The sequence below is a fragment of the Reyranella sp. GW821-FHT14A01 genome (assembly GCF_058803965.1).
This window is the reverse complement of sequence record NZ_JBXAPM010000009.1, coordinates 77299-89696: the sequence shown is the minus strand read 5'-3', so window position 1 is coordinate 89696 and position 12398 is coordinate 77299. Positions and strand designations below refer to the sequence as shown.

The 12398-nt window shown below is 66.4% G+C and carries 12 protein-coding genes; 4 read left to right on the top strand and 8 right to left on the bottom strand.

The genetic code is table 11. The features are described 5' to 3' along the window. Nucleotides 1–23: 23 nt before the first annotated feature. The gene (locus tag AC1ROX_RS16985; RefSeq protein WP_493127193.1) at nt 24–686 is read left to right on the top strand and encodes a peroxiredoxin; all 663 of its coding nucleotides are present in this window, start codon (nt 24–26) and stop codon (nt 684–686) included. A gap of 87 nt (nt 687–773) precedes the next feature. Next, nucleotides 774–2180: an amidase family protein gene (locus AC1ROX_RS16980; RefSeq protein WP_493127191.1), complete on the top strand. Its 1407-nt coding sequence runs from the start codon at nt 774–776 to the stop codon at nt 2178–2180. Here the strand turns inward: AC1ROX_RS16980 and dxs are convergent. From dxs to AC1ROX_RS16965, 3 genes are read right to left on the bottom strand one after another with little or no spacing between them, the layout of a single operon-like run. After that, nucleotides 2177–4093, bottom strand: coding sequence for a 1-deoxy-D-xylulose-5-phosphate synthase (gene dxs, locus AC1ROX_RS16975; RefSeq protein ID WP_493127189.1), 1917 nt, complete (start codon nt 4091–4093; stop codon nt 2177–2179). The two genes, AC1ROX_RS16980 and dxs, sit on opposite strands and share 4 nt — an antisense overlap. A 40-nt stretch (nt 4094–4133) precedes the next feature. Next, a complete protein-coding gene (locus tag AC1ROX_RS16970; protein WP_493127188.1) occupies nt 4134–5042 on the bottom strand; it encodes a polyprenyl synthetase family protein in 909 nt (302 codons plus the stop codon). A gap of 11 nt (nt 5043–5053) precedes the next feature. After that, complete coding sequence (locus AC1ROX_RS16965) at nt 5054–5308, bottom strand: exodeoxyribonuclease VII small subunit (protein WP_493127186.1); 255 nt, start codon at nt 5306–5308, stop codon at nt 5054–5056. A gap of 276 nt (nt 5309–5584) precedes the next feature. Between AC1ROX_RS16965 and AC1ROX_RS16960 the strand changes: the two genes are divergently transcribed. Both AC1ROX_RS16960 and AC1ROX_RS16955 read left to right on the top strand, forming a co-directional pair. Further along, nucleotides 5585–6523 (top strand): IclR family transcriptional regulator, encoded by a 939-nt coding sequence (locus AC1ROX_RS16960; RefSeq protein ID WP_493127184.1) that lies wholly within the window; start codon nt 5585–5587, stop codon nt 6521–6523. Nucleotides 6524–6553: 30 nt separating this feature from the next. Then, on the top strand, nt 6554–7030 hold the full coding sequence (locus AC1ROX_RS16955) for a PaaI family thioesterase (protein ID WP_493127182.1): 477 nt from the start codon (nt 6554–6556) through the stop codon (nt 7028–7030). Here AC1ROX_RS16955 and AC1ROX_RS16950 read toward each other — a convergent pair. The 5 genes from AC1ROX_RS16950 to AC1ROX_RS16930 all read right to left on the bottom strand — a co-directional run bounded on the left by AC1ROX_RS16950 (nt 7027) and on the right by AC1ROX_RS16930 (nt 12393). Then, complete coding sequence (locus tag AC1ROX_RS16950) at nt 7027–8436, bottom strand: UdgX family uracil-DNA binding protein (protein WP_493127180.1); 1410 nt, start codon at nt 8434–8436, stop codon at nt 7027–7029. The two genes, AC1ROX_RS16955 and AC1ROX_RS16950, sit on opposite strands and share 4 nt — an antisense overlap. Then, nucleotides 8433–9641 carry a putative DNA modification/repair radical SAM protein gene (locus AC1ROX_RS16945; protein WP_493127178.1) on the bottom strand — a complete coding sequence of 403 codons (1209 nt, stop codon included), beginning with the start codon at nt 9639–9641 and terminating at the stop codon, nt 8433–8435. The genes AC1ROX_RS16950 and AC1ROX_RS16945 overlap by 4 nt, the downstream gene beginning before the upstream one ends. A gap of 99 nt (nt 9642–9740) precedes the next feature. Beyond that, nucleotides 9741–10463 carry a dihydrofolate reductase family protein gene (locus AC1ROX_RS16940; protein WP_493127176.1) on the bottom strand — a complete coding sequence of 241 codons (723 nt, stop codon included), beginning with the start codon at nt 10461–10463 and terminating at the stop codon, nt 9741–9743. 58 nt (nt 10464–10521) lie between these two features. After that, complete coding sequence (locus AC1ROX_RS16935) at nt 10522–11649, bottom strand: peptidoglycan-binding domain-containing protein (protein ID WP_493127174.1); 1128 nt, start codon at nt 11647–11649, stop codon at nt 10522–10524. Between the two features lie 171 nt (nt 11650–11820). Then, on the bottom strand, nt 11821–12393 hold the full coding sequence (locus tag AC1ROX_RS16930) for a 2'-5' RNA ligase family protein (RefSeq protein WP_493127172.1): 573 nt from the start codon (nt 12391–12393) through the stop codon (nt 11821–11823). Between the last annotated feature and the right edge of the window lie 5 nt (nt 12394–12398).

The following is a 12398-nucleotide window of genomic DNA, read 5'->3' as shown; positions in this document are numbered from 1 at the left end:
GTCCGCAAACGGAGGACTGCACCATGACGCTTCGCATCAATTCGACCGCGCCCGACTTCAAGGCCGAGACGACCCAGGGTCCGATCGAGTTCCACAAGTGGATCGGCGACAGCTGGGCGATCCTGTTCTCGCACCCGAAGGACTTCACGCCGGTCTGCACGACCGAGCTCGGCTACATGGCCGGCCTCAAGCCGCAGTTCGACAAGCTCAACACCAAGATCCTGGGCCTGTCGGTCGATCCCGTGACCAACCACTCCAAGTGGGCGAAGGACATCGAGGAGACGCAAGGTCACGCCGTGACCTTCCCGATGATCGGCGATCCCGAGCTCAAGGTCGCGACCGCCTACGACATGCTCCCCGAGGGCGCCGGCACGACCTCGGAAGGCCGCACCGCCGCCGACAATGCCACCGTGCGTTCGGTGTTCATCATCGGCCCCGACAAGAAGATCAAGGCGATGCTCACCTACCCGATGAGCAGCGGCCGCAACTTCGACGAGGTGCTGCGCCTCCTCGAATCCTGCCAGCTCACGGCCAAGCACCAGGTGGCGACGCCGGTGAACTGGAAGAAGGGCGAGGACGTGATCATCGTCCCGGCCGTCTCCGACGAGGCCGCCAAGGCTAAGTTCCCAGACGGCTGGAAGGCCCCGAAGCCCTACCTGCGCATCGTTCCCCAACCCAAGGACTGAGAACTCGGACAGCCGCGCGCTGGCACCGCCAGTGTCGCGCCTCTATCCTCGCTCCCCTACGCTTCTTGAGTTGCGGGGGATGCGAGCATGACGGACGAACTCTGGCGCTGGTCGGCGGTCGACCTGGCGCAAGCGATGGCGCGGGGAGCCGTATCCAGCGAGGAGGCAACCCGTTCCGTCCTCGGTCGCATCGAGGACGTCAATCCGCAGGTCAACGCTGTCGTCGACGTGATGGCCGACGAGGCGCTGCAGGCCGCGCGACAGGCCGACAAGGCGCGACGCAGTGGAGCTGATTGCGGCCTCCTGCATGGCGTGCCCGTCACGGTGAAGGTCAACGTCGACACGAAGGGTCGCGCCACGACCAACGGGGTGGTGGCCTATCGTGATCTCGTGGCGACCGAAGACGCCCCGGTCGTCGCCAACCTGCGCAGGGCCGGCGCGGTGATCGTCGGCCGCACCAACACGCCGGCCTTCTCGCACCGCTGGTTCACCGACAACGAGCTGCACGGGCCGACGCGCAACCCGTGGGGCAAGGGGCTGACGCCCGGCGGGTCGAGCGGCGGCGCAGCGACCGCACTCGCCGCCGGAATGGGCGCCATCGCGCACGGCAACGACTATGGCGGCTCGATCCGCTACCCCGCCTATGCCTGCGGCGTCGCGGGGCTGCGGCCGACGCCGGGCCGCGTGCCGGCCTTCAATCCGTCCGCCGCCGCCGAGCGGCCGATCACCGCGCAGCTCATGTCCGTGCAGGGACCGCTGGCGCGCACCGTCGCGGATGTTCGCCTCGCTTTCGCCGCCATGGCGATGGGCGATGCACGCGATCCCAACTGGGTGCCGGCGCCGCTCGTCGGTCCGGCGCCACCCCGCCCGTTGCGGGCCGCAATCGCGCCTGCCCCGTTCGACGACGTGATGCCGGAGGTCCGAGCCGCGATCGTAGCGGCGGGCAAGGCGCTCGAAGCGGCGGGCTACATCGTCGAAGAGATCGCGCCGCCCCAGCTAGCCGAAGCGGCTGAGTTGTGGCACCGCATGGTCGTCAACGACGAGCGGCGCGGCTTCGTCGCCACCGTGCAGGCGCTGGGCGATGCGGCGGCTCGCCGCAACGTCGAGGGCCATCTGCGCTACGTGCCGGAGGTCGATGCCGACGGCCTGCTTGACGCGTTCGGTCCGCGCCTCGCGCTCATGCGGGCCTGGTCGCTATTCTTTGCGCAATATGCGGTGGCGGTCGTGCCGGTGTCGCACGTCCTGCCCTTCCCCGACGGGCTCGACCTGCAGGATCAGCCGGTGGTCGACCACATGATGGCGGCGCAGCACTGCCTGCTCGCAACGCCCGTGCTGGGCTATCCTTCGGTTTCGGTACCGACCGGTCTTGCCGATGGCACGCCGGTCGGCGTTCAGGTCATTGCTGCCCGCTTCCGCGAGGACCTATGCCTCGATGCGGCGGAGATCGTCGAGGCGCACGCCCCGCGCCTCACGCCGATCGACCCGCGCGGTTAGCCGCGCGCGCGCTCCGACTGCTGGCCGAGTGCGGCGAGCGCCGTCGCCACGATCTGCGGCGCATTGAGGCCAGCCCATTCGTATTGCTTCGCCGGTGCGGCGTGGTCGAGGAAGCGATCGGGCAGAACCATCGGCCGCACCTTGAGGCCGCTGTCGAGCAGGCCCGACGTCGCGAGATAGTGCAGCACGAAGCTCGAGAAGCCGCCGACCGAGCCCTCCTCGATCGTGATCAGCACCTCGTGCTCGCGCGCGAGGCGGCGGATCAGGTCGGTGTCGAGCGGCTTGGCAAAGCGGGCATCGGCCACCGTGGTGCTGAGCCCCTTGGCGCCAAGATCCTCGGCCGCCAGCAGGCACTCCTGCAGGCGCGCCCCGAAATTCAGGATCGCGATCTTCGTGCCCTCGCGCACGATCCGGCCCTTGCCGATCTCCAGCGGCGTACCCTTGGCCGGCAGCTCGACGCCGACGCCCTCGCCGCGCGGATAGCGGAAGGCCGAGGGACGGTCGTCGATCTGCGCCGCCGTTGCCACCATGTGCATCAGCTCGAGCTCGTCGCCCGCCGCCATAATCACGAAGTCCGGCAGGTTGCCGAGATAGGCCACGTCGAAGGAGCCGGCATGCGTGGCACCGTCGGCGCCGACGAGACCGGCGCGATCGATGGCAAAGCGCACCGGCAGCTTCTGGAGCGCGACGTCGTGCACGACCTGGTCGAAGGCGCGCTGCAGGAAGGTCGAGTAGATCGCGGTGAACGGCTTGAAGCCCTCGGTCGCCAGGCCGGCCGCGAAGGTGACGCCGTGCTGCTCGGCGATCGCCACGTCGAAGGTGCGCTCGGGAAAGCGCTCGGCGAACTTGTCGAGGCCGGTGCCCGAGGGCATCGCCGCGGTGATCGCCACGATCTTCTTGTCGGCCTCCGCCTCGGCCATCAGCGCCTTGGCGAACACGGAAGTGTATTGCGGCGCGTTGGCGACCGGCTTGGACTGCTTGCCGGTGATGACGTCGAATTTCACGACGCCATGATACTTGTCGGCACTCGCCTCGGCTGGGGCATAGCCCTTGCCCTTCTTGGTGACGACATGGACCAGGATCGGCTTGTCGAGCTGGCTGTCGCGCGCGTTCTTCAGCACCGGCAGCAGGTGGTCGAGATTGTGACCGTCGACCGGGCCGACATAGTAGAAGCCCAGCTCGTCGAACAGCGTGCCGCCGGCCACGAAGCCGCGGGCGAATTCCTCGGCGCGCCGGGCCGCAAGCTCCAGCGGCTTGGGCAGGTTCTCGGCGAAGGAGCGGCCGAGGTTGCGCAGGGTGACGTAGGGCCGGCCCGACAGGAGGCGCGAGAGATGGCCGGACAGCGCGCCGACCGGCGGCGCGATCGACATGTCGTTGTCGTTCAGCACCACGATCAGCCGCGAGCGCAGCGCGCCCGCATTGTTCATCGCCTCGTAGGCCATGCCGGCGCTGAGCGCCCCGTCGCCGATCACGGCGATCACGTTGTTGGAGCCGCCGGCTAGGTCGCGCGCCACGGCCATGCCGAGGCCGGCCGAGATCGAGGTCGAGGAATGGGCCGCACCGAACGGGTCGTACTCGCTCTCGGAACGCCGCGTGAAGCCCGATAGCCCGCCTTCCTGGCGCAGGGTGCGGATACGGCTGCGGCGGCCGGTGACGATCTTGTGCGGGTAGGCCTGGTGGCCGACGTCCCAGATCAGACGGTCCTTGGGCGTGTTGAAGACGTAATGCAGCGCCACGGTCAGCTCGACGACGCCCAGGCCGGCGCCGAGATGGCCGCCGGTGACCGAGACGGCCGAGATCGTCTCCTGGCGCAGTTCATCGGCCAGCTGGCGCAGCTGGTCGGCGCGCAGGCGGCGGATGTCGGCGGGAACGTCGACGGTATCGAGGAGCGGCGTCGTACTGGGGCCGGTCATTGAACTATCATACTCCTGGACGGAAGCTTCCGCCCCAACTTCAAGTGCGACGCGCCACGACGAATTCTGTGGCTTGCTTTAGCAAATCCGCCGCCTCGCCAAACGGCTCGAGATGCGCGGCGGCCTGTCGCGCCAGCATCCCCGCCTGGGCCCGCGCCCGCTCGACGCCCAGGATGGACACGAACGTCGCCTTGCCCGCCGCTTCATCCTTGCCCGTGGCCTTGCCAAGTTCGGCCGCGTCGCCCTCGATATCGAGCAGGTCATCGACGATCTGGAAGGCGAGGCCAAGATCGTGGGCATAGGCCGAGAGTGCAGCCCGCATCGTGTCGCTGGCCTTGCCCAGGATCGCACCCGCGGTGCAGGAGAACGAGATCAACGCGCCCGTCTTCAATCGTTGCAGGTGGGTGATGGCGCCGATCGACTGGTCGGAGCCCTCCTCCTCGGCCAGCAGGTCGAGCATCTGCCCGCCCACCATGCCGCGGGCGCCAGCGGCCTTCGCCAGTTCGGCCACCAGCGCCACGCGTACCGCCGGATCGCCATGCGTGTCCTCGTGCGCCAGCACCTCGAAAGCCAGCGCCTGCAGCGCATCGCCGGCCAGGATGGCCGTCGCCTCGTCGTATTGCCGGTGGCAGGACGGCTTGCCGCGCCGCAGATCGTCGTCGTCCATCGCCGGCAGGTCGTCGTGGATCAGCGAATAGGCGTGCACGAACTCGATGGCGCTGGCGGTTCGCAGGGCGGGCAAGGTCCCGACCTTGAACAGGGTGGCGCCGGCCAGCACGAAGAAGGCGCGCAGCCGCTTGCCGCCGCCCAGGCTCGAATAGCGCATCGCCTCGAAGACGCGCGCCTCGCCCGAGGTGCCCGCCGGCAGCAGCCGATCCATGGTTCGTTCGACGGAGTCCGCGGCAAACGACAGCGCAGCGCCAAACTGGGTGTGCGACGACAACGGCATGGGGAAGGAAATCAGCCGAGGTCGGCGGGTTGCGTCGCGACCGAACCGTCGGCTGAGAAGACGATCTTCTCCACCTTCATCTTGGCCTCGGCGAGCCGCTGCTCGCAGTGGCGCTTCAGCAGGGCGCCGCGCTCGTAGGCCGAAATGGCCTCGTCGAGCTTCACCTGGCCACGTTCGAGTTGCTGGACGATGCTTTCCAGTTCTTTCAGCGCCTCCTCGAAAGAGAGCGCCAAGATTTCCTTGGGCAGAGTGGGTTCTTTAGCCAATTTTTGCCTCTTGAAGGGGTCGGTCTGGATCGTAGCCGGACGCGGCGAACATGTCGAAAAATGCCGGCCGCGTCATCAATAGAGGCCAAAAATGCCGATTCCGTGAGCGTTTTCGTGCTTTCGCAACCAATGATAATCGAATCACGCATCTGTTACATGGCCGCTTTGCATGTTCGCAGGCCAAAACCCAGACCATCGCATTGCGGCCGACGTACGCCGATGGCAGGTTCCGCTCCGCAAAGAAATAAACGGCCATTCACCCAGGAGTAAACGTACATGGGCAACGTAAGCCATCTCGTCACGCGGACCGCCGCCTTCCAGAGCTCGGTCGAGAACGGTCTCGCCGAAGGATCGAACAGCAAGGATCGCCAGTTCGTCACGGCCTTGGCCCGTGGCCTCGACATCCTCCGCGCCTTTCACGCCGGCGAGGGCATGCTGGGCAACCAGGAGATCGCACACCGCACCGGCCTGCCGAAGCCGACGGTCGCCCGCCTCACCCACACGCTGACCGAGCTGGGCTACCTCAACTACATCCGCCGCTTCCGTAAGTACGAGCTGGGCGCCTCGGTGCTGGCGCTGGGCTATGCCGCCATCTCGAGCATGGACGTCCGCCGCGCTTCGCGTCAGCCGCTGGAGCAGCTCGCGCACGCGCTCAACGCCTCGACCGCGCTGGGCGGCCGCGACCGTCACTCGATGATCTACCTCGAAGCCTGCCGCGGCCCGTCGGTCGTGGCGATCACCCACGATGTCGGCACGCGCGTGCCGATGGCCAGCACCGCGATGGGCCGCGCCTACCTGTTCACGCTGCCCGACGTCGACCGCAACAAGCAGATCGACGCCATCCGCCGCCGCTGGCGCGACGACTGGACCAAGGTGAAGACCGGCCTCGAGCGCTCGTTCAAGGAACTGACCGACCGCGGCTTCTGCGTCACCTGGGGCGAATGGCTGCCCGAGCTGTGCGGCGTCGGCGCCCCGCTGCGCAACTCAGACGGCACGGCGGCCTATGCCGTCAACGCCTCGGCGCCGATCTACCAGATCAGCCGCGACCGCCTGGAAGCCGACTGGGGCCCGCGCTTGGTCAAGGTCGCGCGCGACATCCGCACCGGCATGGCGGCCCAGCCGTCAATCTCGGCCTCGAACGGCGCGGCCGTGCGGCCGATGATGAGCAACGGCAACGGCCATCGGCCGCCGATGTCGGCGATGGCGCGCCGCTAAGGCGCGCCCTCTTTCCAGGGACTTTTAGACATGGCGATCCAACGACCGGCCGATGCGCGGCCGGTCGCTCCTTATGTGTTCCGCGGCTTCAATGGCGTGATCGGCCATCAGGTCGTGGCGTGGCGGCACGGCTTCGTCGAGATGCGCCTCGATGTGCGCGCCGAGCTCTGCAACGCCAACGGCCTGCTGCATGGCGGCGTGCTGATGACCTTGCTCGATTCGGCCAGCGGCTTCGCCTGCACTTTCAACGAGACGGCGACCACGCGACGCCTCTCCGTGACGCTGGCCTTCACGACCCAGTTCATCAAGGCCGGCCGTGAAGGCGACGTGCTCACGATCCTGGGCGCGTGGCGACCCTCGACCAGCCAGAGCACCTTCGCCGCCGAAACCGAGATCTACAACCAGGCGAACGAGCTGCTCGCCACCGGCGCCGGCACCTTCCGCTACCTGAAGGGCGAACGCAGCGACGGCACCCTCGACTTCCTCGACCAGAGGGCCGCGGACTAACCGTTCGCGGCGATCAGGCGGCGGACGGCGGCGAGATCGTCGCGGAAGGCATCGTAGGCCTCGCGCTTTGCCGCCTCGTCCGGCAGGCGCAACAGGTAGGACGGATGCACCGTGGCGTAGCCCGGTTGGCCGTCGAAACGCATCGGACCGCGCGTCTTGAGGACCGAGAGCGGCTTGCCGGTCAGGCCGAGCAGCGCCGTACCGCCCATCGCGACGACGAGCTTCGGCCGCACGAAGGAAAGCTCGCGATGCAGCCACCAGCGATAGCGCTTCACCTCGCCGGGATTGGGCCGCTTGTGCAGCCGCTTCTTGCCGCGCGGCTCGTACTTGAAGTGCTTCACCGCGTTGGTGACGTAGACACCTGACCGATCGATGCCGGCCTCTGCCAGCGCCTTGTCGAAGAGCTGCCCGGCCGGGCCGATAAACGGCCGTCCCTCCCGCTCCTCCTGATCGCCCGGCTGCTCGCCAACGAAGGCAACTGCGGGCTCCATCGGCCCTTCGCCCAGCACCGCTCGATCGGCGCCCGGCGTCAGCGGCTCCGAGGCCGAGATCAACCGGTTCAGTTCCTCCAGCGTCTGCGGTCCCTGCTCGGCCATTGCCGCGACGGCCTTCAGCGGGTCGCGCTTCTCGCGCTCGGCCGCCTCGCGCGCGATCATCTCGCGCGCCCGCGCCGGCGCCTGCTGCACGAGGCCGGCGATGGACGCTGCCTCAGGCAGGTTGCGCCAATACTTCTCCGGCATGTGCTGCCGCATTGCCTTGGGATTGAGGCGGGCCGGATTGAAGATGTTCTCGTAGTAGCAGCGCCACGCTTCCTCGAAGGCGTCGGACTCGGGCGCGTCGCTGCGTTGCGCGGGAGGCCCGATGGTCAGGGTCGCGCGATCCCAATGCAGCGAGCCGACCGGCGTCAGGATCGACCATACGAGGCTACGGAAGCGCTCGACGAAGAAGCCGGCCGTCGCCTCGACGATGAAATGCTGCGGCTCGAACCAGGAGACGAACCGCTCCGTGCCGTCGGGATCGTGCGTTTCCCGGAAGCGCACGAAGGCGTGCATCTTGTGCAGGTCGCGACGCACCGACTTCGCCATGCCTTCGAGGCGATGCACCAGCGGATCGCTCTGCACCTCCAGAAGCGTGCGCTCGCCGTTCAGCACGCGCCAGATCACGGCGTAGAGCAGCGCATAACGCTCACGGTCGGAATGGCAGACCACCTGCTGGATCAACTCACCCAAGGCACGCGGCAGACTGACCGGTGGTGCCGTCTCGATACGGCCCTCGCCGAACAGATCGGCCTCGCCCGCTTGGCACCAGGAAACGGACTCCGGCGTCGCCTTGCGCGCGGCCAGCATGCGGACAGCGGCGCGAAAGCCGTCGATATCCGCGCCGTCGCGCAGAGGCACGCCGATCAAAACAGGCTCGCCTGAACGGGCGCCTCGGCAAGTTCACTGCGCAGTTCGACCCGGTCCGAGATCTTCGTCGGACGATAGTCGGCGGTGATCAGGAACGGCAGCAACCGCTTCACGCTGCGCGCCAGCCGGCCGATATCGGCGAGGCGCAGCCGCGCGTGCCGACGCGCCGCGATGATCTTGTCGACCGAGCGCACGCCGAGGCCCGGCACGCGCAACAGCATCTCGCGCTCGGCGGTGTTCACGTCGAGCGGGAAGCGGTCGCGGTTCTGCAATGCCCAGGCCGACTTCGGATCGATGTCGAGATCGAGCATGCCGTCGCGGCCGGCGCTCGCGACCTCGTCGGCAGAGAAGCCGTAGAAGCGCAGCAGCCAGTCGGCCTGGTAGAGCCGATTCTCGCGCTGCAGCGGCGGCGCCCTGAGCGGCAGCACCGCGCTTGGCGACGGGATCGGGCTGAACGCCGAGTAGTAGACCCGGCGCAGCGCGTAGTCCTTGTAGAGAATTGAACTGCTCTGCAGCAGTGACGCATCCGTCGTCGCGTCGGCGCCAACGATGACCTGCGTGCTCTGCCCGGCCGGAGAGAACTTGCGGCGGTCTTCCTTGGCCTCGTCGATGCGTTCCTTCATCTGGCCCATGGCGCTGGTGATTGATGGAGCTTTCTTCTCCGGCGCAAGCCGAGCGAGGCTCGCGGCCGAGGTGAGCTCGATGTTGATCGACAGACGGTCGGCGAACAGACCCGCCTGCTCGATCAGCCAGGGATTGGCCTCGGGGATCGTCTTGAGATGGATGTAGCCTGCGAAGCCATGCTTCTGGCGCAGCGTCTTCGCGACGAGCACGAGCTGCTCCATCGTGTGGTCGGGATTGCGGATGATGCCCGACGACAGGAACAGCCCTTCGATGTAGTTGCGCTTGTAGAAGTTGAGCGTCAGCGAGACGACCTCGTCGACCGTGAAGCGCGCGCGCTCGACGTTGGAGGATCGCCGGTTGATGCAATAGGCGCAGTCGAACAGGCAGTAGTTGGTCAGCAGGATTTTCAGCAGCGACACGCAGCGCCCGTCCGGCGTGTAGGCATGGCAGATGCCGTTGCTGGTCGACCCAATCCCGTCGAGCCCGGCCGCCCGCTTCGGCGCACCCGACGAGGCGCAGGAGGCGTCGTACTTGGCTGCGTCAGAGAGAATGCGAAGCTTGGTGGTGAGCTTTTCGTCCAACAACGTCTCCTGTAATGCGAGAGCGTTGTTCTCTATATGTTCACATTTTCCAAAAGCGCAAGAGCCGCAGGAATTCCCTAATAAATCAAGGCTTTACACTCAGCGCTCTTCGGTCGGTGTCGAACGCAATTTGTAACGCAGCCACATCGTCCCGCCCTCCAGCACATCGTGGCTGACGAGCGTCATGCTCTCGATCGGCGCCGGGCCGAGATCCTCGTCGCCCGAATTGAAGACGATCGGCCCGCCGGTGCTGCCGTCGATGACGGGGCAGATGACGAGGCTCAACTCGTCGATCAGGCCGGCCCGCAGCAAGGCACCGTTCGCGCCGCCGCCACCTTCCAGCATGATGCGCTCGATGCCCAGCTCACGGTTGAGCGTCTCGAGCGCCGCCGCGAGATCGATCTCGGTCTTGCCCGCGAAGATGTACGAAACCCCGTCGGCGCGCAGGCCCGCGAGATGCCGGTCCGGCACGGACTCGGTCAGGATCACCAGGATCGGATCGCCGCCGATATCCCGGCGCGCCCACACCGCCTTGCCATGAGCATCGAGGAAAATCCCCCACGCCTTGGCCTCGCGCTGCGCGAACCAGTTCTCGCGCGGGAACACCTGATCGGTCGCCGGATAGTGCGCTTCCTTGCCCTTGGCGAACTCCTGCGCGGTCACCCTCCCGCACAGCCACGACCCGCCGCCCATCTGGTCGTGCAGCCGCTCGAACAGATTGGGCACGACATTGACCTTCGGTCGCCAGCGACTGCCCCAGATGCGACCGTCGACGCTGCAGACCATGTGGCAAAGGACGTAGGGACGCTGGTTCATCGTCATGGCGGACAATACCAGTAAAAACCGGCTGATGTCCGCTCGTCCGACGGCGCGCTCCGGCTCAGGCACACGCCGCAATCAATCCGGAAATGCCCTTCTCCGCCCCCGCAAGTGGAATGGCAATGGTGCTCTTCTGCACTCGAATTGACAGCGTCCGCCCGCCGGCAAGAACCTCGGTTATAGACACTCCGCCTTTGGCTCTTGCTTCCAGGAGGAATGCATTATCCATCATCAGGCGTCGGCCGATCGCCTTCAGCAAAACCTTTCCACTTTGAGAGGCCAGCTCCATATCGACCTGCATGCCATCCCGGGCACCAACAGGTTCAAACATGTACGCCACCGTAAGAGTCTTTGTCGCACTGTCGCATAGGAAGCTTATGACCACATCGTCAGTTCGCGGAACGCCATAAACAAGTGCGGCGCTGTTTCCGGAGGCCGCACCTGTGCCTAGCCATTGATGGCGATTGCCAGCAGTTGGCGCCTGAACGGGCACTGGAGGATGCCCGGCTTTGTTGGCTGCCTGTCTCGCGGCTGGATCGCCGGTTTGTAAACTTTGATAGGCTTGGCGAAGCGCCGTGGTCGTCGCAAGCGTCGGTTCCCCTGTCGAAGGCAGGTTGCTCACGCGTTGGAATCGCTGCAGGGCCCTTCGCGTCTCGCTTCCCAGTTGCCCGTCCACGGGACCTGGCTCGTAGCCAAGCGCGTCCAGTTGCAGCTGGATTTCTCTGACCGACTCGACATCGATTCCCGATGGCTTCGTAGCTCCAGCAGCGACGAATTGATCGCAGAAAGTCGGCACCTCACTTCCTGCACTTCGCTTCATGCCGCAACTGCGGCTGATCTCATCGACGATCAAGGAGCAAGGATTGTCGGGGCGGCAGGGGGAATGCTTGGCCTCGGAAACCTCTAAGCACTGACGCACCAGCTCTTGTGCGCTCGCCGGTCCGGCCGTCTGGGCACAGGACTGGGCCTGACGTTGTACGGACGGCCTTGCCGGTGAGGAAGTCGGACGCTGTTTGGGAATGCACACACGGTCAACGCAGGCTTGGTAAGCTGGATCCTGGTTTCCAGAGGAGCCGGCGAGGCAGCGCCAAACGCAGCGTTGCATTTCCATGCCGTCATCACGCTGCGCAAAGACGGGACCTGCGTACAGGGTGGCAATTGCCGCCGCCAACAAGAAAAGCCCGGACATCCGGTCGGCTCCTCAACACGAGGGCCGATGCCCGAGGAAAGAATGCGCTCGGTCAGTCGGCTTTGCGAATGCACAAGTGCAGCAGCATACCTTCATGCAATCGCCGCACTGTGAGACCTAACGAGGTACCCACAATGCACTCCGCAAGGAGCGTCCCATCCAGAGGCCCCATCAAAAATCGAACCCCGGCAACGACAACTGCCGTCCCGGCCTCAGCGGCAGGCGCCCGACATGGCGATGGATGGTCTTGCCGAGGAGGCTGTGCACCAGGACGATCTCGCGCGCCGTCCAAGTGATCGGCTTGATCGCGCGTGACGGCAGGATCGTCTCGCTTCTCAACAGCGTCATGTGCGGCATGAAGGGGCGCTTCTTCTCGGCGCCGGGCCGGGTCAGCACATCACGAAGCCGGGTCGAGAGCGCTTCGAGGTCGGCACTGCCCTTGCCGCCGTACAGCACGAAGGCGCCCCGGCCGAGGGACTTGGCGCGCCTGAAGGAAATCTCGAACGGCGGCGCCTCGATGGTGCTGGCGCGCTGCACGAGCGCGTCGATGTCCCCGGAGGTCGGCGGCACGATGGCATCACCGACATGCCACAACGTGACATGCAGATGCTCGGGCAGGACCTCTGCGCCGGAAAGGCCGTTCTTTTCGCAGAGCTTACGGCGGGCGCTGCAGATCGCCTCGACCGTCTCCGCATCGGGAAGCACGGCGAAGAACAGCCGGTCGGTCGGCCGTACCGTAATCATTCGCC